Source organism: Nocardia kruczakiae NBRC 101016, from assembly GCF_001612965.1.
Classification (GTDB): domain Bacteria; phylum Actinomycetota; class Actinomycetes; order Mycobacteriales; family Mycobacteriaceae; genus Nocardia; species Nocardia kruczakiae.
Genome location: NZ_BDBL01000012.1, coordinates 1 through 24335, shown reverse-complemented (window position 1 = coordinate 24335; position 24335 = coordinate 1). Strand labels below are relative to the sequence as shown.

General features: G+C 66.8%; 22 protein-coding genes. 15 read left to right on the top strand and 7 right to left on the bottom strand.

What is annotated here, in order from left to right:
* Window positions 1–259 precede the first annotated feature (259 nt).
* The 9 genes from NK1_RS10660 (at window position 260) to truA (ending at window position 6749) form a co-directional block, all read left to right on the top strand.
* Window positions 260–1528 carry an MFS transporter gene (locus NK1_RS10660; protein WP_063008362.1) on the top strand — a complete coding sequence of 423 codons (1269 nt, stop codon included), beginning with the start codon at window positions 260–262 and terminating at the stop codon, window positions 1526–1528.
* A 269-nt stretch (window positions 1529–1797) separates the two neighbouring features.
* A complete protein-coding gene (gene infA, locus NK1_RS10655) occupies window positions 1798–2019 on the top strand; it encodes a translation initiation factor IF-1 (RefSeq protein WP_003886926.1) in 222 nt (73 codons plus the stop codon).
* A 168-nt stretch (window positions 2020–2187) separates the two neighbouring features.
* Window positions 2188–2301, top strand: a complete 114-nt coding sequence (rpmJ, locus tag NK1_RS10650; RefSeq protein ID WP_025347279.1) for a 50S ribosomal protein L36 — start codon at window positions 2188–2190, stop codon at window positions 2299–2301.
* 223 nt (window positions 2302–2524) lie between these two features.
* On the top strand, window positions 2525–2896 hold the full coding sequence (gene rpsM / locus NK1_RS10645; protein ID WP_036498248.1) for a 30S ribosomal protein S13: 372 nt from the start codon (window positions 2525–2527) through the stop codon (window positions 2894–2896).
* Window positions 2897–2906: 10 nt separating this feature from the next.
* Window positions 2907–3320, top strand: coding sequence for a 30S ribosomal protein S11 (rpsK, locus tag NK1_RS10640; RefSeq protein WP_025347281.1), 414 nt, complete (start codon window positions 2907–2909; stop codon window positions 3318–3320).
* Between the two features lie 21 nt (window positions 3321–3341).
* Entirely contained in the window at window positions 3342–3947 is a 606-nt protein-coding gene (gene rpsD / locus NK1_RS10635) for a 30S ribosomal protein S4 (protein ID WP_030513444.1), read from the top strand.
* 104 nt (window positions 3948–4051) lie between these two features.
* Window positions 4052–5110, top strand: coding sequence for a DNA-directed RNA polymerase subunit alpha (locus NK1_RS10630; protein WP_030513445.1), 1059 nt, complete (start codon window positions 4052–4054; stop codon window positions 5108–5110).
* A gap of 49 nt (window positions 5111–5159) precedes the next feature.
* Window positions 5160–5702 carry a 50S ribosomal protein L17 gene (gene rplQ, locus NK1_RS10625; RefSeq protein WP_063008361.1) on the top strand — a complete coding sequence of 181 codons (543 nt, stop codon included), beginning with the start codon at window positions 5160–5162 and terminating at the stop codon, window positions 5700–5702.
* Between the two features lie 105 nt (window positions 5703–5807).
* Window positions 5808–6749 (top strand): tRNA pseudouridine(38-40) synthase TruA, encoded by a 942-nt coding sequence (gene truA / locus NK1_RS10620; protein WP_063008360.1) that lies wholly within the window; start codon window positions 5808–5810, stop codon window positions 6747–6749.
* Window positions 6750–6970: 221 nt separating this feature from the next.
* On the opposite strand, the gene NK1_RS10615 is transcribed toward truA, so the two are convergent.
* Window positions 6971–7420, bottom strand: coding sequence for an Hsp20/alpha crystallin family protein (locus NK1_RS10615; RefSeq protein ID WP_063008370.1), 450 nt, complete (start codon window positions 7418–7420; stop codon window positions 6971–6973).
* 166 nt (window positions 7421–7586) lie between these two features.
* On the opposite strand from NK1_RS10615, the gene NK1_RS10610 reads away from it, so the two are divergent.
* Window positions 7587–8432, top strand: a complete 846-nt coding sequence (locus tag NK1_RS10610) for an LLM class F420-dependent oxidoreductase (RefSeq protein WP_063008359.1) — start codon at window positions 7587–7589, stop codon at window positions 8430–8432.
* Between the two features lie 63 nt (window positions 8433–8495).
* On the opposite strand, the gene NK1_RS10605 is transcribed toward NK1_RS10610, so the two are convergent.
* Entirely contained in the window at window positions 8496–8846 is a 351-nt protein-coding gene (locus NK1_RS10605; protein ID WP_281189150.1) for a metal-sensitive transcriptional regulator, read from the bottom strand.
* 132 nt (window positions 8847–8978) lie between these two features.
* Here NK1_RS10605 and NK1_RS10600 point away from each other — a divergent pair, with 132 nt between their 5' ends.
* Window positions 8979–9788: an S-methyl-5'-thioadenosine phosphorylase gene (locus tag NK1_RS10600; RefSeq protein WP_063008358.1), complete on the top strand. Its 810-nt coding sequence runs from the start codon at window positions 8979–8981 to the stop codon at window positions 9786–9788.
* Between the two features lie 28 nt (window positions 9789–9816).
* On the opposite strand, the gene NK1_RS10595 is transcribed toward NK1_RS10600, so the two are convergent.
* Entirely contained in the window at window positions 9817–10854 is a 1038-nt protein-coding gene (locus tag NK1_RS10595; RefSeq protein WP_245660429.1) for a GAF domain-containing protein, read from the bottom strand.
* A gap of 117 nt (window positions 10855–10971) precedes the next feature.
* Between NK1_RS10595 and NK1_RS10590 the strand changes: the two genes are divergently transcribed.
* Window positions 10972–11532: an NADPH-dependent FMN reductase gene (locus NK1_RS10590; protein ID WP_063008357.1), complete on the top strand. Its 561-nt coding sequence runs from the start codon at window positions 10972–10974 to the stop codon at window positions 11530–11532.
* Window positions 11533–11585: 53 nt separating this feature from the next.
* On the opposite strand, the gene eccE is transcribed toward NK1_RS10590, so the two are convergent.
* Window positions 11586–13262, bottom strand: coding sequence for a type VII secretion protein EccE (eccE, locus tag NK1_RS10585; RefSeq protein ID WP_063008356.1), 1677 nt, complete (start codon window positions 13260–13262; stop codon window positions 11586–11588).
* A 113-nt stretch (window positions 13263–13375) separates the two neighbouring features.
* On the opposite strand from eccE, the gene eccB reads away from it, so the two are divergent.
* Window positions 13376–14884, top strand: a complete 1509-nt coding sequence (eccB, locus tag NK1_RS10580) for a type VII secretion protein EccB (RefSeq protein WP_063008355.1) — start codon at window positions 13376–13378, stop codon at window positions 14882–14884.
* Window positions 14885–14893: 9 nt separating this feature from the next.
* On the opposite strand, the gene NK1_RS10575 is transcribed toward eccB, so the two are convergent.
* A complete protein-coding gene (locus NK1_RS10575; protein WP_063008354.1) occupies window positions 14894–16168 on the bottom strand; it encodes an MFS transporter in 1275 nt (424 codons plus the stop codon).
* A 199-nt stretch (window positions 16169–16367) separates the two neighbouring features.
* On the opposite strand from NK1_RS10575, the gene NK1_RS10570 reads away from it, so the two are divergent.
* On the top strand, window positions 16368–16910 hold the full coding sequence (locus tag NK1_RS10570) for a pyridoxamine 5'-phosphate oxidase family protein (protein ID WP_063008367.1): 543 nt from the start codon (window positions 16368–16370) through the stop codon (window positions 16908–16910).
* 3 nt (window positions 16911–16913) lie between these two features.
* Here the strand turns inward: NK1_RS10570 and mycP are convergent, their stop codons facing one another.
* The gene (mycP, locus tag NK1_RS10565) at window positions 16914–18329 is read right to left on the bottom strand and encodes a type VII secretion-associated serine protease mycosin (RefSeq protein WP_063008353.1); all 1416 of its coding nucleotides are present in this window, start codon (window positions 18327–18329) and stop codon (window positions 16914–16916) included.
* 7 nt (window positions 18330–18336) lie between these two features.
* A complete protein-coding gene (gene eccD / locus NK1_RS10560; RefSeq protein WP_245660428.1) occupies window positions 18337–19695 on the bottom strand; it encodes a type VII secretion integral membrane protein EccD in 1359 nt (452 codons plus the stop codon).
* Window positions 19696–19962: 267 nt separating this feature from the next.
* Between eccD and eccCa the strand changes: the two genes are divergently transcribed.
* Window positions 19963–24003 (top strand): type VII secretion protein EccCa, encoded by a 4041-nt coding sequence (gene eccCa / locus NK1_RS10555; RefSeq protein ID WP_063008351.1) that lies wholly within the window; start codon window positions 19963–19965, stop codon window positions 24001–24003.
* Window positions 24004–24335 lie beyond the last annotated feature (332 nt).

Genomic DNA, 24335 nt, shown 5'->3' with positions numbered 1-24335 from the left:
GTTCGTGGTCGGGGCCTCGCCGAGGATCGTGCCGATCGGGTTCGAGGGCGCTGCGTCCGTAATTCGCTCGCTGCGCACGCTCACGGGTGTCCCCCTGGGATCTGCTGGACCGATTTCCTGGACAGCCGGTAGTTTACGCGAGGGCCATCGGCCGTGACGGGCGTCCTACCCACAGCCGACGAGCCGGTCGGACCGCGCGCCGCGACGCCTGTCGGCGGGTTCGGTTGCCCCCTATTTGCGAGGTCGGGAGCGTATCGAAATGGCAATCACCGCGGGCGATGATCCCCGCGCGGCCCGGTTGGACGAACTTCCCGTCCGGCCGGTTCATCGCAAGCTCGTCGCGCTGGTCGGCCTGGGCCTGTTCTTCGATCTCTACGAACTGTTCCTCGCCGGGACCATCACCGGCGTGCTGAAGCAGCAGCTCGCGCTGTCGACCTATCAGCTGAGCGGCATCCTCGCCTCGGCCTTCGTCGGCCAGTTCCTCGGTGCCCTGGTCATCGGCCGGCTCTCGGACCTGTTCGGGCGCCGCCGGATGTTCATGGTCAATATCGGGGTGTACGCCGGGTTCACCCTGCTCGGCGCGTTCAGCCCCGACGTCTGGTTCCTGATGGCGACCCGCGTGCTCGCCGGACTCGGCATCGGCGCGGAGATGACCGTCTCCGACACCTACCTGTCGGAGGTGATGCCGCCGCAGGTCCGCGGCCGGATGATCGCCATCGCCTACACCATCGGCTTCTGCGCGGTGCCGACCGTCGGATTCCTGGCCCGGTGGCTGGTGCCGCTGGAACCGTTCGGCACCGACGGCTGGCGCTGGCTGTTCGTCTTCGGCGGCTTCGGCGCCGCGCTGGTCTTCGTCGCCCGCCGGCACATGCCCGAATCGCCGCACTGGCAGGCCCAGCGCGACAAGGCCGCGACCGCCGGGTCGAAGGTGGCGTTCACCGAAATCCTGCGCGGCGCCAACCGCGGGCGCACCCTGCTGTTCTCCGCGGTGATGATCCTGCAGGTCTTCGGCTACTACGGCTTCGGCACGCTGGCGGTGCTGGTGTTGCAGCACAAGGGGTTCACGGTGGTGAACTCCCTCGGCTATCTGACCGTCACCTACCTCGGCTATCCGCTGGGTTCGCTGCTGTCGATTCCGCTGATCGAGCGCGTCGAGCGCAAATATCTGGTGATGGCCTCGGCCGCGCTGATGGCGCTGTTCGGCCTGATCTTCGGATTCGCCACGAGCGTGCCGCTGATCCTGCTGTCGGGCGGCCTGTTCACCCTGGCCAGCAACGTCTTCTCCAACGCCCTGCACACGTATCTGCCGGAATCGTTTCCCACGACCGTGCGCGGCACCGCCTCGGGTACGGCCTATTCGCTGTCGAAACTGAGCACCGCCATCCAGCCGTTCCTGCTGCTTCCGCTGCTGGACAGCCACGGTCCGGGCGCGGTGTTCACGGTCATCACGATCGCGCTGGTGCTGATGCTCGGCTTGATCGCGGCGTGGGGCCCGCTCACCGGGCGCGGCCCGCTCGCCGACCACTGAGCGCGGAGGCGGTGCTTCGGACCGCCGCGGACGGCGCGAGGGGACCGCATTTGGCCGGATCGTGGACGCACGGGTAAGCTTGGTCGGCGGTGCACCTGCCCGACGTCTGTGTTCATGCGAATGCGTGTAGTTTCTCTGACTGCGTGTCCGCATGTGACTACGAAGAGTATGGCACCGGGTCGACTGGAGTGCACCGGTAACTGCAGTGACAAGCTAGCCGAAGAGTTGAGACCACACAGGGTTTCAACGTAAGCGGGATCGCGGAGGATATGGCGAAGAAAGACGGGGCCATCGAGGTCGAGGGTCGAGTTATCGAGCCACTGCCGAATGCGATGTTCCGCATCGAGCTGGAGAACGGTCACAAAGTTCTCGCGCACATCAGCGGCAAGATGCGTCAGCACTACATCCGCATCCTGCCCGAGGACCGCGTGGTCGTGGAGCTTTCTCCCTACGACTTGTCCCGCGGTCGCATCGTCTACCGCTACAAGTGAGTTTTCCGGGGACCGATCCCCGGAGGGAGTTCGGGAGCCGAGGCTCCGGAGCTCTCGCGGCATTTCGGGGCTCCGGCCTCGGGATCCGCGACAAAAGACTTCCCCAGTCGTACGACTGGGGAACACCTGTGTTCACACCCCTGTGAACCACAACCAGATTGGACGGACGTGAAGGTTCAGCCGAGCGTCAAGAAGATCTGCGAGAAGTGCAAGGTGATCCGCCGTAACGGCCGGGTCATGGTGATCTGCGACAACCTGCGTCACAAGCAGCGTCAGGGCTGACCTGGACTGCACCCCGACGCAGGGGTTCACCAGCCAAGCACCGAACGCAGTTCGGATTGGCACAGAAAAGAAGACCTCCCAGCGCCAGTCGCCGTCGGCGAGCTCGCCGCCTCGGAAACGAGCGGAGAGCGGACGGACGACCTACCCCCGGAACGGAGGCCGGGGCCCCATTCGAGGGGACGGACAGGGAGCAGACCTCCGCAACAGTTAAGGAAGCTGCCACATGGCACGTCTGATGGGCGTCGATCTCCCGCGCGAGAAGCGCATGGAGATCGCACTGACCTACATTTTCGGGATCGGGCGCACCCGTGCGCACGAGATCCTGGCCGCCACCGGCGTCAGCCCCGACCTGCGGTCGAAGGATCTCACCGACGACGACGTCACCCGGTTGCGCGATTACATCGAGGCGTCGGAATTCAAGGTCGAAGGTGACCTGCGCCGTGAGGTGCAGGCCGACATCCGCCGCAAGATCGAGATCGGCTGCTACCAGGGCATCCGCCATCGCCGCCACCTGCCGGTGCGCGGACAGCGGACCAAGACCAATGCGCGCACGCGCAAGGGTCCGAAGAAGACCGTCGCCGGCAAGAAGAAGTAGGGATAGCTGAATGCCTCCTAAGAGTCGGGCCTCGGGCCCCAAGAAGTCCCAGAAGGCGCGTCGCCGGGACAAGAAGAACGTCCCGCACGGCCACGCGCACATCAAGTCCACGTTCAACAACACGATCGTCTCGATCACCGACCCCGAGGGCAACGTGATCTCGTGGGCGTCGTCGGGCCACGTCGGCTTCAAGGGTTCGCGTAAGTCGACCCCGTTCGCCGCGCAGCTCGCCGCCGAGAACGCCGCCCGCAAGGCGCAGGAGAACGGCGTCAAGAAGGTCGACGTGTTCGTCAAGGGTCCGGGTTCGGGCCGTGAGACCGCGATCCGCTCGCTGCAGGCCGCCGGCCTCGAGGTGGGCACGATCTCCGACGTCACCCCGCAGCCGCACAACGGCTGCCGTCCGCCCAAGCGGCGTCGCGTCTAGCGGGAAAGGATTTAGCGAAAAATGGCTCGTTATACAGGCCCCATCACCCGCAAGTCGCGTCGTCTGCGTGTCGACCTCGTCGGAGGCGACCAGGCGTTCGAGCGTCGTCCCTACCCGCCCGGCCAGCACGGCCGCGCGCGGATCAAGGAGAGTGAGTACCTGCTCCAGCTGCAGGAGAAGCAGAAGGCCCGCTTCACCTACGGCGTCATGGAGAAGCAGTTCCGCCGTTACTACGAAGAGGCGAACCGTCGCAAGGGTAAGACCGGCGACAACATGCTGCAGCTGCTCGAGTCGCGTCTGGACAACGTCGTGTACCGCGCCGGTCTGGCGCGCACCCGCCGCCAGGCCCGCCAGCTGGTCTCCCACGGCCACTTCCTGGTGAACAACCGCAAGGTCGACGTCCCCAGCTTCCAGGTCTCCCAGTACGACATCATCGATGTCAAGGAGAAGTCGCTGCCGACGCTGCCGTTCCAGGTCGCCCGTGAGACCCAGGGCGATCGCCCGATCCCGGGCTGGCTGCAGGTCGTTCCGAACCGGCTGCGGATCCTGGTCCACCAGCTTCCGGAACGCGCGCAGATCGATGTGCCGCTGAACGAACAGCTCATCGTCGAGTACTACTCGAAGTAAGCCGTTCGTGCTGCTGGTGGATGAGCATTCGACGCTGATCGTGCTCATCCACACCCCAGTTCGTGGGCGTCAAATAGCGGGCGCCCCTGAAGGAGGAGATCCTCATGCTGATTTCACAGCGACCCACACTGGCCGAAGAGGTATTGGCCGAGAACCGCTCGAAGTTCACCATCGAACCCCTCGAGCCGGGCTTCGGTTACACCCTCGGCAATTCGCTGCGCCGTACCCTGCTGTCCTCGATTCCGGGGGCCGCGGTGACCAGCATCCGCATCGACGGTGTGCTGCACGAGTTCACCACCGTCCCGGGTGTGAAGGAAGACGTCACCGACATCATCCTGAACCTCAAGGGCCTGGTCGTGTCGTCCGAAGAGGACGAGCCGGTCACCATGTACGTGCGCAAGCAGGGCCCGGGCACCGTCACCGCCGGTGACATCGTCCCGCCGGCCGGTGTGACCGTGCACAACCCGGACATGCACATCGCCACCCTGAACGACAAGGGCAAGCTGGAGATCGAGCTCGTCGTCGAGCGCGGTCGCGGTTACGTCCCGGCCGTGCAGAACAAGGCCTCGGGTGCGGAAATCGGCCGGATTCCGGTGGATTCGATCTACTCGCCGGTGCTGAAGGTGACCTACAAGGTCGAGGCCACCCGTGTCGAGCAGCGCACCGACTTCGACCGGCTCATCCTGGACGTCGAGACCAAGAACTCGATCTCCCCGCGGGATGCGCTGGCGTCGGCCGGTAAGACCCTGGTCGAGCTGTTCGGCCTGGCGCGTGAGCTGAACGTGGAGGCCGAGGGTATCGAGATCGGGCCGAGCCCGGCCGAGGCGGATCACATCGCCTCGTTCGCGCTGCCGATCGAGGACCTGGACCTCACCGTGCGTTCGTACAACTGCCTCAAGCGCGAAGGTGTGCACACCGTCGGCGAGCTGGTTGCGCGGACCGAGTCGGATCTGCTGGACATCCGCAACTTCGGCCAGAAGTCCATCGACGAGGTCAAGGTCAAGCTGCATTCGCTCGGCCTGTCGTTGAAGGACAGCCCGGCCTCCTTCGATCCGTCGAGCGTCGTCGGTTACGACGCCGCCACCGGAACCTGGAGTGACAGCGGCTCCTTCGGCGATGCAGACAACGGCGAGCAGGACTACGCCGAGACCGAACAGCTCTAGGCCTTCCGGGGTGGCAGCCCCGCTCGGCCTTTCCTAAGGAGAACAACCAATGCCCAAGCCCAAGAAGGGTGCTCGCTTCGGCGGGTCGGCGTCGCACCAGAAGGCGATCTTCGCCAATCTGGCCACGGCGCTCTTCGAGCACGGTCGGATCACGACCACCGAGGCCAAGGCCAAGGCGCTGCGCCCCTACGCCGAGAAGCTGGTCACCAAGGCCAAGGCCGGCACGCTGGCCGACCGCCGCGAGGTGCTCAAGGTCATCCGCAACAAGGATGTCCTGCACGAGCTCTTCGCGAACATCGGACCGTCGTTCGAGGGTCGTGATGGTGGCTACACCCGCATCATCAAGACCGTTCCCCGCAAGGGTGACAACGCGCCGATGGCGATCATCGAGCTGGTCCGGGAGAAGACCGTGACCAACGAGGCCGATCGCGCCCGCCGGGTCGCCGCCCAGCAGGCCAAGACCGAGGCCAAGACCGAGGCCAAGGCCGACGAGGCCACCGAGGCGAAGGCCGACGAGGCTGCCGAGGCGAAGGCCGATGAGGCCGCCGAGGCGGAGTCCACCGAGGCTCCCGCCGAGGACAAGGCGGAATGAGTTGGTCCCCGCCGCGTGCGGGGACCTCTCGATCTGCGTCGGGAATTCACGAGTGAGCCCGCCGTCCCCTCCGGGTCGGCGGGCTTCGCTCATGTTAACCAGGAAATGGCTGTGACCATGCAGGATGCGGCGGCAACCTCGGTTGCGGTTCGAGTACGGCTCGATATCGCCTACGACGGTACCGATTTCACCGGCTGGGCCCGCCAGCCCGGCCTGCGGACGGTGCAGGGTGTGCTCGAGGAGTCGCTGAGCAAGGTCCTGCGCGAACCGATTCAGCTGACGGTGGCCGGCCGGACCGACGCCGGTGTCCACGCGGAAGGGCAGGTCGCGCATTTCGACACGACCGCGCTGCCCGACTACGACAAGCTGCTGCACCGGCTGGCGCGCTTCCTGCCCAAGGATGTCCGTGTCACCGGGATCCGCTCGGCGCCACCGGAATTCGACGCCCGCTTCTCCGCGATCCGCCGCCACTACGCGTATCGGCTCACCACCGCCCCCTACGGGGCGCCACCGCTGCAGGCGCGCAGCGTGGTCGCCTGCCGCCCCGGCGTCGATCTCGGCGCCATGCGGGAGGCATCGCGAAAGCTGTTGGGGCTGCACGACTTCGCCGCATTCTGCCGCCGGCGCGAAGGTGCGACGACGGTCCGCGAATTGCAGCGCTTCGATTGGGTGACGACGCCTGTCGCCCCTGCGCTCGCCGCCGACTCGGCGAATCGGGGCGACGAGTCCGCCGCGGCCGCGGAACCGTCCGTGGACCGCCCCGCGCAGCTGCTCACCGCCTATGTCAGCGCCGACGCCTTCTGCTGGTCCATGGTTCGCAGCTTGGTGGGCGCGGTGCTGGCGGTGGGGGAGGGGCGCCGCACTCCCGAATGGGTGGAAAGCCTTCTCGCGGAACGGGAACGATCCAGCTCCGTCACCGTGGCGCCGGCCCACGGATTGAGTCTGATCGCCGTCGACTACCCGGCGGATGCCGACCTCGCCGCCCGCAACGCCGAAACCCGGGAGATGCGCACGATCCCCGAGCCGGACGGTTGCTGCGGTAGCTGACAGCCGCTACGTGTTCCGGACGGCCGACGGCCCCGCGGCGTCCGCGGGGCCGTACGAGTAGCTATTCGAGGGTTGTGCGTTTCTCACCTCCTTCGCGCTGCGACGAACCTCGGTTCCGCCCGCGCACCCGGCCACCTTGCACCGGTGAATGGTGTTGTGCGGCTTGCGCACTCATCTGTGTCTGTCGCCGATGGGCGCGGGCACATCCTTGTCGCGGCCGGTCAGCTCTCGGAGCGGCCGGCCTCGATGGTCTTCGGGCCCTGGCCCATGCCGCCGATCTCGATGCGCCGCGGCTTGGCCTTCTCGGCGATCGGCAGGGTCACCGACAGCACGCCGTCGTTGTAGGTGGCGCTGATGTTGTCGGTATCGATGCCTTCGCCGAGCGACAGCTGGCGCATGTACGTTCCCGCGAATCGTTCCGACGCGATCCATTGCACGTGCTCGTCACCGGGCAGGCTGCGCTGGGCCTTCAGCGTCAGGGTGCCGTTGTCCACGCTCACGTCGACCGAACCGGGATCGACACCCGGGAGATCGGCGTTGAGGACGTAGTGGTCACCGGCCTTGAACAGGTCCATCGGCATGAAACGCGGCGCGCGTGTGGTTCCGGCGGCATCCCCCAGGAGCTGCCGGGCAACGGTGTCGATGTCGTGGAACGGGTCGAACCTCAGCACAGGAATCACCTCCATATCCAGTGGTGACGCCCGCCTCGGCGGCGAGCGCCGGAAGCTGTCCGATGCCAAATCTAGCACTCTCACCGTGTGAGTGCCAGATTGTGCCACGGGAATTTTTCCGGCGCCGGGCGGAATAGTCGCCCGCGCAACGGAGTTCGCAACGACTATGACAGAGGGTGCGCGAACCACGAATATCGGCAAATTCGGCGTCTGGCGGTACTACGCCGGCTTCGAACCGGGGCAGGCTCGTGAGCTGGAGGGTCTCGGGTACAGCACGTTGTGGCTGGGCGGCTCGCCCCCGGCGGATCTACCGGCCGTGGAGGCGCTGCTCGAGGAGACCGAGACGCTGACGGTCGGCACCAGCATCGTCAATATCTGGTCCGCGCCCGCCGAACAGGTGGCCGAGTCGTTCCACCGCATCGACCGGCGCTTCCCGGGCCGCTTCATCCTGGGCTTCGGCGCCGGGCACCCCGAGCAGGATTCGGATTTCCGCAAGCCCTACGACGCGCTCGTCGAGTATGTCGACGTGCTCGACGCCAACGGCGTCCCGAAGCAGCAGCTCGCCCTCGCGGCGCTCGGACCGCGGGTGCTGAAACTGGCCGCCGACCGCACCGCGGGCGCGCTGCCGTACCTGGTGACCGCCGAACACACCCGGCAGGCTCGCGAAATTCTGGGCCCGGATGCGCTGCTCGTGCCCGAACACAAGATCTCGTTCAGCACCGACCCGGTCCAGGCGCGCCTGACCGCTCGCCCGCGCACGGAGTTCTACCTGAACCTCCGCAATTACGTGGCGAATCTGCGCCGGCTCGGCTTCGGCGACGAGGACCTGACGCCGCCCGGCAGCGACCGGCTGATCGACGCGCTGGCACTGCACGGCTCGGCCGAGCAGATCGCCGACGCGTTGGTCGAACACCTGAAGGCCGGTGCCGATCAGGTGGCCATCCAGGTCACCGACGAGGACCACATCGGGGTGCTGCGCGCGCTGGCCCCGGCGCTCGCCGCGCGAGTCTGATCGTCTCCCTCGCGAACCGCCGCGGCCGAGGTCAGCGGCGGTCGCGAGGAATCCCGCCGCCGCTCAGGAGCGGACCAACCGCGCGATGGCGTCGGTGGCCTCCTTGATCTTGGCCTCGGCCTCGGGGCCGCCCTGGACCGCGGCATCGACCACGCAGTGACTGATGTGGTCCTCCAGCAGGCCCATGGCCACCGCCTGCAGGGCTTTCGTCATGGCCGAAACCTGGGTGAGGATGTCGATGCAGTACTTCTCCTCTTCGACCATGCGCTGCAGGCCGCGCGCCTGCCCCTCGATCCGGCGCAGCCGCTTGAGGTAGTCGTCCTTGGCGGTGATGTAGCCGTGGGTGGCGTGGTCGTGCTCGGGCTGCGCGGCCGCCTCGGCCGTTCGAACCGTGTTGATCTGATCCTCGCTCACCGGCTGTTCCTCGCTCCCGCCCTGGTGGTTCATACCCCCCTAGGGTACATTATCCGAGGGGTACTGTCAGGGTAGCCGGTGCGGGGTGAGGCGGCGGGGGCCGCCGCCGCGGCGTACGCGAGAATTGCGGGTATGAGTTCGGATCCCCGCCCCGCGCTGGCCATCATCGGCGGTAGCGGCTTCTACGATTTCTTCGGCGACGACGCGACCACCCTCGAGATCGAGACACCCTATGGTGTGCCGAGCGCGCCGATCACGGTCGGAGAGGTCGAGGGCCGCCAGGTCGCCTTCCTGCCGCGGCACGGGCGCAAGCACGAGTACTCCCCGCACACGGTGCCGTATCAGGCCAATATGTGGGCGCTGCGGGCGATCGGCGTGCGGCGGATCTTCGCGCCGTGTGCGGTGGGTAGCCTGCGGGCGGACTGGGGGCCGGGCACCGTGGCCGTTCCCGACCAACTGGTGGACCGGACCTCCGGCCGTGCGCAGACCTACTTCGACAACGGCGGTATCCACGTCTCCTTCGCCGATCCGTACTGCGCCGACCTGCGCGCGGTCGCGACGCGGGCGGCGGTGCCCGAACTGCCCATGCAATCGGCCGCCACCATGGTCGTGGTGCAGGGCCCGCGCTTCTCCACCCGGGCCGAGAGCCGCTGGTTCGCCGGACAGGGGTGGGAACTGGTGAACATGACCGGATATCCGGAAGCCGTGCTCGCTCGCGAACTCGAAATGTGTTATGCCGCCATCGCTTTGGTGACCGACCTCGATGCGGGCCTGGAGGCCGGGGAGGGCGTCAGCGCGGCCGCCGTCTTCGCCGAATTCGAGCGCAACCTGGTGCCGTTCAAGACCTTGGTGCGCCGCGCGGTCGCCGGTGTCGAAGGTACCGAGACCTGCGAACACTGCACGGTGCACGCCGGGGTGGCGCTGCCGTTCGAATTGCCCTGACGCATCGACCGGCGCACCGCATCGAACGCTACGGGGCACCGGCCTCGCGCAGATCGATCCGGGCGAGCGCGAAATGCGGAGTGCCGGTTCCGTCCGGACCGTGGGGGAGCGGTGAGACCTCCACGTCCACGGTGATCCACCCCCCGGCCTTATCCGCCAGCCGCAGATTCGGCAGCGTCCACGACGGTGCGCCGGCCCGGATCGCCGTGCGCGCGGCGATGATTCGCTCCCGGTCGCCGGGATGTGGCAGCGTGCGTTCGTCGGTGCCGCCGGACCAGTCGAGCCCCGGCACCGGCGGGCTGATCCACCGGATCACCCGGACTCGCTCGGTGTCGACCACCGCCAGATACATTCCCGGATTGCGGCCGACCAGCGTGTCCACCGTCGCCGCCTCGAAGGACTTGGGCTGGGGCGGAACGCTTTCGGTGACATCGGCCAGAATGCCGCGCCACAGGTAGGGATCGGCGGCGGAGTTGCGCGTCGCCATCATCAACGTGCGCAGCCCGTCCGGCGTGCGCACGCAGATGTCGCCGCACCAGCGCGAGCCGGGCGCGGCGCGTGCCACGATCGCGGCCAGGTCCAAGGCATCGTCGAAACGCTCGACATGTTCGAAGGATTCGGCCCCGATCCAGACGCTGCGCTTGCGGTCGAATGCCGGGCCCAGACCCGCCGACCGCACTTCCGTGCGCCGGGTGCGGGCGTCGAGCAGATGGGTGGCGACCGGCGGCGGCGCGGGTGGGTCGCCCGGACCCACCCACATCTGCACCGCGTGTACCCGGTCGTCGGGCCCGGTCAGCGCGATCGCGCGGGCGCGGTAGCCGGACCAGGCGTGACGGGATTTCGGCAACTGCCGCTCGACGGTCTCACCGCTCGCGGCGGCGGTGGTGAGGATCGGCATCAGCCGGGAGGGCAGGGTGCGGGCCAACGACTTCCACCGCCGCGGTGCGGTATCGACGGCGAGCACCGACCAGGTGGGCGGAACGTCCAGTGTTTCGATCAGCAACCAATGTCCGAGAATCACGAGTTTCGCCCCCTTCTGATCGATCCGCGGTGCCCGGTCGGTCACAGCCGTCCGATATGGCGCTCGAAGATTTTTCGCCCGGGCCACAGGGTATCGGTGCCGCAGGCACGCTCGGCGAGCAGGCCGTCGGGGTGGCGAGGGGGCGCCGACTAGGCTGACGCCATGGACGATCCGCTGCGGTTGGAGGTCATCGTCGCCAGTGTGCGGCCCGGCCGATTCGCGCCCGTGGTGGCGGACTGGTTTCTCCGCACGGCCCGCGCCGAACCCGGCCTCGACGTCGGCGTCATCGATCTGGCACACACCCCGCTGCCCACCGACCTGACGACGACGCCGCAGGTCGAGGCCTTCCGGGAGCGGATCGGCGCCGCGGACGGATTCATCGCGGTGACCTCCGAGTACAACCACGGCTATCCCGCCTCGCTGAAGACGGCGCTCGACAGCGCCAAACGCGAGTGGCGGGCCAAACCCATCGGATTCGTCGGTTACGGCGGACTGTCGGGCGGCCTGCGAGCGATCGAGCAGTTGCGCCAGGTGGTCGCGGAAATCCACATGGTCTCACTGCGCGAGAGCGTGAGTTTCCACGAGGCCAAACGCAAATTCGACGCGGACGGTAACACCGCGGACGGCGCCGCGGTCGACGCCGCGCAGCGGCTCCTACGGCAATGGGCGTGGTGGGCACGCCATCTGCGCACGGCGCGCAGAACGGATCCCTATCCGGGCTGAGCGGGTTCCGGCGCGCCCGCCGGTCCGTGTGCCGGTCGAGGTGTCCGGCGAAACTAGTTGTGCGCCTGCGCCATTCGCTGCCGGGGATCCTGCTGCGGCATCGGGCGACGGCCCCGTGGACTGCCGATGTAGGTCGTTTCCCGGGGAATCGAGACCAGCGTCAGATCGACCTGGGTGGTTCCGGTCCGCATCACCACATGGTTGCCGATCGCGCCCGGCTGGTGGATGGACAGATCCGGGTTGGTGGCCGGCCAGCCCATCGGATCGCCGGTGACGTAGATCGTGGTCACGCCGGCGTGCGGTGCGGGGGCGAGGACGCCGTCGACCACGGCCGCGGTGAATCCGGCGTCGCTCTGATGGGTTTCCACCGCGATGGTGAGCCGCTCGGGATTGCCGATGGTGGTGACCAGCTGCTCCCACGCGTGCGGGCGATCGGTACGGATGAGGATGCGCTCACCGACGGCCAGCGCCCGGAACACCAGCTGCTGCGCCAGATACAGCTCGCCCGCCACGTAGACGGTCGAAATGCCCTGTCCGACAAGGCGAACCGCGACGCCGTTACCGTCCTCGTCGGAGCCGATCAGCTGACCGCAGCCCGACGAGGGCAGATGCAGGACGCCGACGACGTCGATCGGGTACTGGCTCATCGGGACGGTGTCGTCCACGCCTGGGATCGCGATCGGCAGGTGGGCGAGCAGGCTCTGGCGATGCCGGCCGCTCAGCGACACCATGCCCTTGCGCTTGGTCTTCTCCGGCAGCTCCCGGGCGGTCAATCGCCAGGCCGCGCCGATGTTCACCGTCTCGGGCGAACTTCCCGGCCGCAGCCGGACCGCGACCGTGGTGCCCCGCGACGGCGCGACCCACAGCTGTGCCAGCAGATCCGAGCCCAGCTGCTTGGGATCGACCGCCGCGCCGATGTTCACGCTGTTGCCCAGTTCCGCGTAGCGCCAGCGGTGGGTGAGCGCCCGCGGGTCGACCCCGGCGCTGATCTGCCACACGGCCTTGCGGATCTCGGGCGCGGTGAGCACGCGGGACGCGCAGTCGGCGTCCTCGAGGGCGCGCACGATGCGCTGGGTCGCGATGGTGACCGCCCGGCCCGCGCCCTCGGTACCGCCGCCGCGTCGCGCCGCGGCCTCCGGACAGGCCAGTGCGTCGAAACTGATTGCGAGCCAGACGGTTCGGTGAGCCGTCGCGGGCAGCGGGCCGAGCAGCGATTCGTAGATCGGACCCGCGGGCGTGCCGGAGCGGCTGCGGTGGCCGTGGCTGATGATGTCGATACCGGACAGCAGGATGTCGTGCTGGCTCAGGCACTGTGCCAGCTCGGGCAGCGGCAGCAGATGCGAGGCGTGCACGGTGTTGCGGTCGATCCGGGTCAGACCGCCCTTGGGCGGCAGCACCTCGACGACGGCGACCACGCGGCTGCCCTCCCAGTACAGACCGAGCGAACGACCGTCCGGGCCACGGAAATCGACGGTATCGCCGAGGTCGTAGTCCTGGCGGGTGACGTAGCGCCACATCGTGGCGATCCATGAGGCGATGGTGCGCTTGCCGATCGGGACGAGCAGCACCAGGCCGGCCACGACCGCCGCACCCAGTGCGTACCAGCCGGGTACGCCGACCGCGAGCACGACGAGCCCGACGACCAGCCCCAGTAACTGTGCGGCCAGCAGATTCGGCAGCGAGATCCGTCCGAGGAGCGGGCGGCTGTTGGTGCCGCTGGATTCGGCCATCGTCGTCCCCCAAGTACCCGGTGTCGGCCGATTCATCGATGGCCGAGCTGAACTTCAGTCCTGCTGAACTGTACTGTGTTGGGCGAACGCGAGCACTGTTCGGGGGAGGACTCATGCCTTCAAAGCCCACTACGCGCTGGCAGGTGAGCGGCTATCGCTTCCTGGTCAGGCGAATGGAGCACGCCCTGGTACGCCGGGACGTGCGGATGCTGCACGATCCGATGCGCTCGCAGTCGCGTGCCTATGCCGCGGGACTGGTACTGGGTGTCGTCGCGCTGGCCGGCTGCGGTGTGCTCGCGCTGCTGCGGCCGCAGGGGTCGATCGGCGACAACAAGATCCTGCTGGGCAAGGATTCCGGCGCGGTCTACGCCGTCATCGACGGTGTCGTGCACCCGTCGTTGAATCTGGCGTCCGCGCGACTCGCGGTCGGCGAACCGGCAAAAGCGGTGTCCATCAAGGAATCCGAGCTCGCGAAGAAGCCGCGCGGGGCGCTGATCGGCATTCCGGGTGCGCCGTCCTCGCTGAACTTCGACGGCAGCGGCAAAGGACGCGCCTGGTCGATCTGCGACGAGCTGAAGAACGACGGCAGCCGCGACCTGACCACGACGGTGCTCGCCGGCGATCCGTCGCTGGGTTCCAAGGCCACCAAGCTGGACTCGGGTAAGGCGCTGCTGGTGCAGGGGCGCGACGCGGCCTATCTGATCTACGACAATCAGCGCGCGCGGGTCGATATGAACGATCCGAAAGTGACCGAGGCGCTGAAAATCCGCGGGATGACTCCACGTCCGATCAGTGCCGGTCTGCTGAACGCGGTGCCCGAGGTCCTGCCCATTACGCCGCCGAAAATCGTCGACCCCGGTGGCACCCCGGCGTATTCACTGAACAATCACCGCATCGGCGATGTGGTGCATGTCGACACCAAGGATCAGTATTACGTGGTCCTGCACGACGGTTTGCAGCCCATCTCGCCGCTGACCGCCGACATCATTCGCAACTCCAACCCCACGGCTTCGGAGAATCCCGAGATCAGCCAGTACGACAGCACCCAGGCGCCGCCCTCGAACGACCTTCCGGTGCAGCAGTATCCGACGACCGCGCCGGCCATCGTCGATTCGAAGGACCAGCCGATCGAATGCATGTCGTGGAAGCCGCTGTCCGGCGCCGCCGACAAGGCCGACGGCAGCAAGCGCGCGGAATTGGCTGTGCTGAACGGACATTCGCTGCCGATTCCGGACAGTGCGCAGACCACGCCGCTGGCCCAGGCCGACGGTTCGGGTCCGAACGTGGACGCCTTCTACTCCACGCCCGGATCCGGATTCTTCGTCCAGACCACCGGTATCGAGGCCGACAGCCAGCGCCGCGACAGCATGTTCTTCGTCGCCGACACCGGGGTGCGCTACGGCATCAAGGACGCCGCCGCGCAGAAGGCCCTGGGGATGGACGCCGAGAAGGCCAAGCCCGAACTCGCGCCGTATCAGATCGTCGGCCTGCTCGCCGCCGGTCCCACGCTCGGCCGCCAGGAGGCCATGGTGGCCCACGACGGTGTGGCGCCGGACCCGAACCCGGCCAAGCAGCTGGTGCGTTCCAAGCAGGACCAGTCGGCGCAGCAACCGCAGAACTAGCCGGACCTGCTATTGCCGGGCGGGCGTCTCGGGTAGCGCGCTCTCGTTCGTCCCGAAGCGAATCCCCTTGGCCTCCTTGCCGATCAGCGTCAGGAAGGCCACCGCTGTCAACACCGGGACGATGGTGACGGCAAGGGCGAACGGGTATCCGTGGCTCTCGGCCACCCGCTCCTGGATCGGCAGATTGAGCGAGGCGAGCAGATTGCCCAGCTGATAGGTCACGCCCGGATAGAAGCCGCGGATAGCGTCCGGCGACAGTTCGGTCAGATGTGCCGGGATGACCCCCCAGGCGCCCTGCACCACCAGCTGCATCAGGAACGATCCCAGGCACAGCATGGCCGCGGTCGTCGAATAGGCGAACAACGGCACGATCGGCAGTCCGAGCAGTGCGCAGAAGATGATGGTGTAGCGGCGACCGTACTTCTGCGACAGGCTGCCGAACACCAGACCACCGATGATGGCGCCGATGTTGTACACCACCGCAATCCATTTCGCGGTAGCCGAGGACAATCCCGCGCCGCCGTTGTCGATCGCGGACAGGAAGGTCGGGTAGATGTCCTGGGTGCCGTGGCTCATCCAGTTGAACGCGGTCATCAGGAGGACGAGATAGGCGAAGCGGCGGATCACGACCGGGTTCATCACCACATCACGCAACGAGGTCTGGGTGAGCCGCATACGTTCCCGGCTGCTCTCCCACGCCTCCGATTCACCCACCCGGGTCCGGATCACGAGGATGATCAGGGCCGGAATCACCGAGAGCGCGAACAGCCATCGCCAGGACAGGCCGAGCCAGTTCATCACCAGCAGCGAGGCCAGCGACGCGAGCAGATAGCCGAACGAGTAGCCCTCCTGCAGGAGTCCGGAGAAGAAGCCACGCCGCTCGGCGGGGATCTTCTCCATCGCCAGCGCCGCGCCGAGTCCCCATTCACCACCCATGCCGATGCCGTAGAGCAGCCGAAGTATCAGCAGCACAGTGAAATTCGGCGCGAACGCGCACAGGAACCCGATCACCGAATAGAACGCGACGTCGACTATCAGGGGAATGCGCCGCCCCACCCGGTCGGCCCAGAGACCGAACAACAGCGCGCCCACCGGCCGCATGATCAGTGTCGCCGTGGTGATGAACGCGACGTCGGATTTCGGCATATCGAAGGATGCGGCGATATCGGCATAGACGAAGACGACCAGGAAGAAGTCGAAGGCGTCCATCGTCCAGCCCAGTTGGGCCGCGATGAACGAATTGCGCTGATCGGGAGTGAGACGTTGCCTGCCGGCGACTGTCATGGCTGTTCCTGCCCCTCGTGCGACGACCCGCGACGGCCGTACCGCTGGCCCGCCGCTGTCAGAAATACTGAGTCATCGCCGCGCTGCTCGTGTCGATCTTGGACGGATTCACCTCGCCGACCAGGGCATATCGCCTATATCGGGCGAATTGGCGGCGCGCCCGGCGATGAATACGGCGGCCGCGCCTCGTCACAACACCATGGACACGACCAACCTCGCCGAACTGTACGACCTCGATCCGCTGGACTGGTCCGCCGTCGTGGCCGGTCTGAACGCCGGATTCCCGCAGGCGCCCGGGACGGGTGGCCCCGACAGGCACACCTGCTGGCTGGCCACGATCGATCCGGACGGCAGCCCACATGTCACCGCGGTGGGCGCCCTCTGGGTGGACGGCGCCTTCTGGTTCGAAACCGGCCCGCGAACACGCAAGGCCCGCAACATCTCTCGCGATCCGCGCTGCACGCTCAGCGTCGCGCTGGACACGTTCGACCTCAGCGTGAACGGTACTGCCGAACGCGTCACCGACCCGGCGACGGTGGCGCAGCGGGCCGCCGACTGGGCCGGCGAGGGATGGCCGTGCCGGGTCGACGATTCCGGCGCGGCCCTGACCGCCGACTTCAGCGCGCCGTCGGCCGGCCCGCCGCCCTGGTACGTCTACCGCATCGTGCCGCGCGCGGCGACGGCGCTGTCGACGGTCGAGCCGGGCGGGGCGACCCGCTGGCGGTTCGACGAGCCGAGGTGAACCTCACTCGCCGCGGTCGCCGAAGCGGCGGCGCAGCGGGAACGACGCGAGATATCCGAGTACGGCGAGTACGCCGATGACACCGGTTCCGATCAGCGCCACATTGCGGGAGGTGTGATCGGGGGCCGGGGGCGTGGTCGGCACCGGAAGTTGCCAGCTCTTGGCGGCACTGGGCCGCTTGGGCGGCAACGAGTTCGGAACCTGCGCGGTCAGCGCGGCCACCGGGTCGACCGCGCCGTATCCGACATACGGATTCCACCCCTCGGCGGGCGCGTGGGCGGTGGCCTCGATGCGCTTGATGACGTCGAGCGCACTGAGCTCCGGGAATCGGGCACGGACGAGGGCCGCCACGCCCGCGACATACGGTGAGGCGAAACTGGTTCCGGAGATCGGCTCGGCCTTGCCCTGCTGATCCACCTTCGCGACGGCCGTCCCCTTGCTGTGCGGATCGTCCCAGTGCGGGTCGAGCGAGGTCAGATTCTCGCCGGGCGCCGCGACGCCCACCCATGGTCCGGGCACGGTGAACTTCGAGGGCTGGCCGTTGTCGTCGATCGAGCCGACCGACAGCACGTAGTCGTCCCACCGCGCGGGCGAGACGTTCAGATCGACCTTGGTCCACGGATCCGCGCTCGGATCCAGCGGATCGATGACCGGGTTGGTCCCCTTGCATTTGTCGTTGTTGCCCGCGGCCGTGACGACCACGACGTTCTTCTCGACGGCGGCGTAATGCACCGCGGCGCCGAGGTCGTCATCGGGAATCGCCCCGGCCTGACAGGCCACCTCGGACATGTTGATGACCGTCGCGCCCATATCGGCCGCCCGGCGCACCGCCTGCGCCAGGGTGTGGGTGGTCCCGTATCCCTCGGGCATGGCGTCGGGCCCCTTGTCGCGGCCGGCGCCCTTCTTCTGGAAGTAGCTCGAGGTCTGCCGGATGCTCAGGATCTGCGCCTGGGGCGCCACACCCGAAAAGCCCTGTGCCGGAAGACGAGTCGCGGCGATGATGCCCGCCACGAAGGTCCCGTGCGCGTCGCAGTCGTCGGTGCCGTCGCCGGCGGAGACGTAGTCGCCGCCCGGGATGATGCCGGGCAGTCGAGGATGACGCATCACGCCCGTGTCGATCACTGCCACCAATTGCCCTGCGCCACTGGAGAACTGCCATGCCTTGTCCAGCTCCAGACTGCGCTGCGCGGTCGGCACGGTCGGACCGTCCCCGCCGGTGCTGGTGCTGGCGCAGGGGGAATTCGCCGGCTGCTCCGTGGCATCCGGGGGGGCCGGATTACCGCCGGACGGCAGCGCTCCCGGGTTCACCACCGGTTTGTCCGCGATCGCGGCGCCCGCACCCGTCGAGGCGCTCAGACCCAGCACGGCGACGACCGCGGCAACCCGAATTACTCTGCGCCCGAACGTTTTCGGATTCATGCGCGGCTCAGAGCGATCGAACGAGCGTGTACAGCTCGGCTACCCAGAACACCAGCGGCAGGACGGCGGCCACGAAGCCGTATTCCAGCAGCTCCACGGCGCGGCGCATCGGCGGCGTCGCCGACTGGTTCGGCACGATCGTGCCCAGGATCAGCGCGGCGATGAGCATCACCATGGCGGCGCCGAACACCGCGAGCGGCTGTTCCACCACGAAGGCCGCACCGACGGTCATGATCAGCAGAATGGCCGCACCGCCGGCGAGCAGCACCACCGCGAGTTCGGCGCTGACATAGGTGCGGCTGCGGAACATCAGCACCACAGCGCAGACCAGCGCCAGTGCGATACCGGGCCAATAGGGGCTGTCCGCGGACGGATCGGTCGAGGCCAGCGCGCCGATCGCGGTCACCAGCGTGGTCGCGCCGACCAGACCGGCCAGATACATCCGGGCGCGTTCGGATTTCGTGCGCAGCACATCCATGGTGGGCAGTGCGCGGTGGTCGTCGGGATCGTCCTCGGTGGGATCGATCGGAGTGCCGGGCGAAGGTACCGGCGGCAGTGGCAATTTCGCGAGCAGCATCGACACGCGCGGCGCCAGCGACAGCGCGCCGAGCGCGAGCGCGGCGGCGACCGCGCCGATGGCCTTGACCGGCTGCGAGGTCAGCAGGCCGACCAACGCAGCCGGAATGGCGAACACGGAAAGTGTTGCGGCGCCGATGAACAGAGTCAGACCGACGCCGCTGACGCGCCAGGCCAGCAGTGCCGTCGCGCCGACGAGTACCGAGCCGAGCAGCAGATTCGCCCAGCCGTAGTGGTCGGGCACGATCAGCATGCCCGCGGCGAACGCACTCGGCAGCGCGCAGCCGCCGAGCACCAGCGCGGAGGCGGTGTCGCCGTACATGCGGCTCATCACCGTGCCGGCGACCACCAGCAGAATCGTCAGCACCGCGGCGATGGACCCGGTGATCCAGCCCGCCATCGCATCCGGTGCGGCCAGCAGGCCCGTGCATCCGGCGAGCATGGTCAGGATCGCGATGATCGAACCGGTGATCCGCGCGATCCGCGGTGACCAGCTGCGGAAATGGTCGGCGTCGGCGATCGCGACGTTGTACATGATGTCGTCGAAAAGCGGACTGGGCGCGACGTGGTCGGCGCTTTCCAGCATGAGCAGTTCGCCGTCGCGCACACCCTGTTCGCCCAGGCTGAGCGAATTGGAGAACGGTGGCTGCCCGATGCGCGCCAGCACCCATTCGGCGGGCTGGAATTGTTCGCCGCTGTTGTCGAAGTCGTTGGTGCGACTGTGCTGCGCCACCATGTCGACCACGCTGGGAATGACCAGGGCGACCGGAACGTCGACCGGAATCGCCATATCGACCTGCGTGTGCTTGGCCAGAATGGTCACCCGCGCCAGATCGGGCGCCCGGACGATTCCGCGGCTCGAATCCTCTTCGATATGGTCCAGTCGCGCGTGCGTCACGCTTCCCCCAACTCCGTCTCTACCTGGTGTTTCAGCATGCGCTCCGGTTTGCGGTCGCGCGGCCGGTCCGTGCAGAATGCTGGTCGAACTGTACGACATGTCGGCCGCTGCCTCTACACTGAGTCCGCAGTACAGCCGCCGAAGGGGGATCTTCCGTCGATGAGCACTGTCAGGTTCCAGCGTCGTGCGCGCCGGGAGGTTCCGAGGTCACCGGGCGGCGAAGTGACACTGCAACCGCCGCCGGAGATTCCACGCGCGATACCTGGCAGTCTGATGGGCAAACTGATGCCCGTCGTCATGGTCGTCGGCATGGTCGGAATGATGGCCATCATGTTCACCCGCGGTGGAGGTATCGCCTCCAACCCGATGAGCATGATGTTCCCGATGATGATGGTCTTCTCCATGGTCGGCATGTTCGCCGGTCAGGGCGGTAAGGGACAGAAGGCCGCCGAGGCCAACGAAGACCGCAAGGACTACCTGCGCTACCTGGACCAGGTCCGCAAGGACGTCGACGAGACCGCCTCCCAGCAGCGCGCGGCGGTCGAATGGAGCCATCCCGAACCGGGTTTGGTGTGGATGCTGGCCGGCACCAGCCGCATGTGGGAACGTCGTCCGGGGGACAAGGACTTCTGCCACGCGCGCATCGGCCTGGGTGGTCAGCGCCTGGCCACCCGCCTGGTCTCGCCGGAAACCGGCCCCGTGGAGGAACTCGAGCCGATCGCGGCCGTATCGCTGCGTCGTTTCGTGCGTACGCATTCCACGGTCCCCGACCTGCCCACCGCCATCGCGGTCAAGGGTTTCGCCACCATCCAGCTCAACGGCGACCGGGCTCAGGCGCGCGATATGACGCGCGCGATGTTGTTGCAGCTGTGCATGTTTCAGGCTCCGGACCAGGTTCTGGTCGCCGTGGTCTGCGGTCCCGATACCGCCGCCGAATGGGAGTGGACCAAATGGCTCCCGCACACCCAGCATCCGGATTCCCAGGACGGCGTGGGCACCGAGCGCATGGTCTACGGTTCCGTCCGCGAACTCGCCGACGGCCTGAACCCGTTGCTGCACAACCGGGTTCGCTACTCACGCAACCAGCCGGCCAATCAGAATCTGGTCCACATCGTCATCATCGTCGACGGGGGCCTGCTCGAGGCCGAAGAGGATTCGCTGCGGGAATCCGGCTACGAGGGTGTCACCATCATCGATCTGTGCGGTTACGCTCCGCGCCTGGCGGTTTCGCGCGGCATCCAGATGGTCGTCGAGAACGGTGAATGCGTCGGCCGCGGCGCCACCGGCAATATGGAACGCTTCGCCCTCATCGACCGCATCAGCGCGCGCCAGGCCGAACAGGTCGCGCGGCGCCTCGCCCCCTTCCGGGTGGCGGCCGTCCAGCGCGGCGGCGACACCGTGGTCGAGGAGAGTGGAGAGGTCATCGACACCTGGGCCAAGCTGGTGGGCCTGGGTGATATCGGAACCTTCAATCCGGAAAACGGATGGAAGCCGCGTTACGGCCGCGACCGGTTGCGGGTGCCGTTCGGTGTAGGCGCCGACGGCCTGCCGGTTTACCTGGATATCAAAGAAGCGGCCGAGGGCGGAATGGGACCGCACGGCCTGTGTATCGGTGCGACCGGTTCCGGTAAGTCGGAATTCCTTCGCACTTTGGTGCTGTCGTTGCTGGCAACGCATTCACCGGACCAACTGAACCTGGTTCTGGTCGACTTCAAGGGTGGTGCGACCTTCCTGGGCCTGGAAGGTGTTCCGCACGTAGCGGCCATCATCACCAACCTGGAAGAGGAAGCGGACCTCGTCGACCGCATGAAGGATGCGCTGAAGGGCGAGATGAATCGCCGCCAGGAGGTGCTGCGTGACAAGGGCAATTTCGCGAATGTACTCGAATACGAGAAGGCTCGCGCAGCCGGAGCAGACCTCGACCCGATGCCGGCGTTGTTCGTCGTACTCGACGAGTTTTCCGAACTGCTCAGTCAGCACCCTGATTTCGCCGAACTCTTCGTGATGATCGGTCGTCTGGGCCGATCGCTCCACGTGCATCTGCTGCTGGCCTCGCAGCGCTTGGAGGAAGGCAAACTCAAGGGACTGGAATCACATCTGTCCTATCGCATCGGTTTGAAGACGTTCTCGGCCAACGAATCTCGCCAGGTTCTGGGTGTTCCCGATGCCTATAACCTTCCGAACAGTCCCGGTGGCGGATATCTGAAGTCCGACTCCGGTGAGATTCAGCGTTTTCAGGCTTCCTACGTCTCCGGTCCCTATGTGGGTGGTGGATCGCAGCGAGAGGTGACCCAGGCGGGAATTGTCGGCGGCGAGATCGACATCAATGCACGGCCTTTCATCGCTGGGCAGGTGCCATTCAGAGCCAGCGACCGGCTCCCGTTGCCGCCCGAGCCCAGCATGATCGAGGAAGTTCCGCAGGACGAAAGCGCCGAAAAGATCTCCAACCTGGGCATGCTGGTATCGCGCATCCAGGGACACGGTCGCCCCGCCCATGAAATCTGGCTGCCACCGTTGGACGAGGCACCGACACTCGACCAGCTCATTCCGCGTTCGATACTCACCGGTGAGTACAGTCCCGTCGCGAGTTTGCGCACTGCCATAGGAACAGTGGACCGCCCGTACGATCAGCGCCGCGACCCCTTGGTGATCGACTTGTCCGGGGCCCAAGGCAATGTCGCCATCGTCGGTGGCCCCCAGTCCGGTAAATCGACCGCACTCCGTTCCTTGATCATGGGTATGGCGTTGACCCATACCGCAGAACAGGTGCAGTTCTACTGCCTCGATTTCGGTGGTGGCACGCTGGCGGGGCTCGAAGGCCTTCCGCACGTCGGTTCGGTGGCGGGGCGCCTGGATGTGGATAAAGTCCGCCGCACCATCTCCGAGATGACCACCATCGTCCGCCAGCGGGAAATGCGCTTCCGTCAACTGGGCATCGAGTCGATGGCCGATTTCCGCAGGCTGCGCGGTACCGACCCGTCGAGCAGTCCTGCGGCCGCCGGCGCTCACGAGGACCTCTTCGGAGATGTCTTCCTGGTGGTCGATGGTTTCGGATCCATCCGCCAGGACTTCGATGCCCTCGAACAGCCCATCATGAACCTTGCCACGCAGGGTCTCTCGTACGGTGTGCACGTCGTGATCGCGCTGAACCGCTGGGCCGAAGCGCGTCCCGCCCTCAAGGACCAGATCGGCACCCGCATCGAACTTCGCCTGGGTGATCCGATGGATTCCGATCTCGGCCGTCGCGTCGCTTCCTTGGTTCCACAGGGCCGGCCGGGGCGCGGTATGACTCCGGACGCAAAGCACATGCTGACGGCTTTGCCTCGTGTGGACGGGGATTCGAATCCGGAGAATCTCGGTGCGGGCGTGGCGGGTTCCGTCGCAGCAATCGCGCGAATGACGCCTGGTCGACCGGCGCGGCAGGTTCGTATGCTGCCTGAATTGCTGACGCGCGAGGACATTCTTCGCAGTCTCGGCAACTGGCCCGCAGGTGTGGACACTCGGCACCCGAACCTGCAGATCCCGATCGGCTTGAACGAATCCGAGCTTGCGCCGGTCCTGCTGAACATGTCCGAGCAGCCGCATTTCTTGATCTTCGGTGACAGCGAATGCGGTAAAACGAACTTGTTGCGCAGCGTGATCAGGGGGATCCTCGAATCGAACACGCCTACACAGGCCAAGCTGATCCTGGGCGATTATCGCCGAACCTTGCTGGGTGTGATCGAGACCGATCATCTGGCCGGCTACGCGCCCTCCTCGGAGATACTCGAAAAGATGATGGCCGAGCTGGCGGGCCTGCTTCGCAAGCGGATGCCGGGTCCGGACGTGACTCAGCAACAGCTGCGTGATCGTTCGTGGTGGACCGGGCCGGAGGTCTACGTCGTTGTCGACGACTACGATTTGGTATCCACGTCGAGTGGAAACCCGCTCGGGATTTTGGCCGAGTTCCTTGCGCACGCAAAGGACATCGGCTTCCATCTGATCATCGCCCGGAGGTCGGGTGGAGCCTCCCGAGCACTGTACGAGCCGCTGGTTTCGAGGATGAAGGATGTGGGCACGACCGCTCTCATCATGAGCGGCAACCGTGAGGAGGGCGTCCTGCTGGCCGGCATCCGGCCGAGCGAAATGCCGCCGGGCCGCGGCACGCTGGCGACGCGCGCGGGCACCAGTCTCATCCAAACGGCCTGGAGCCCGGAATGATTGTGGACAACCCGTCCGAGAGATGGCACGCTAGGTGCCAATTGGACACTCTCGGTCAGTGGCAGCTGTCCGATGTCGAAGGGGGAGGTGGCAAACCGTCGATCATGACGTATGACCGTTTGAGTAGCCGATCGCTTGGTCTGGCTCGGTCTATTCGAGGCAAATGGTTGGAACCGGCAGCACTCGGGCTGCGTCCAACTTTCATGTAGAGACCACCACTGCCGTCATCAGCGGACGACGGTGAGGACAAACCAGAGGAGCTTATTGTGGCGCAGTCATTCAATCTCGATGGTGGAAAACTCGACGACTTCATCAGGCAGATGAACGATCTT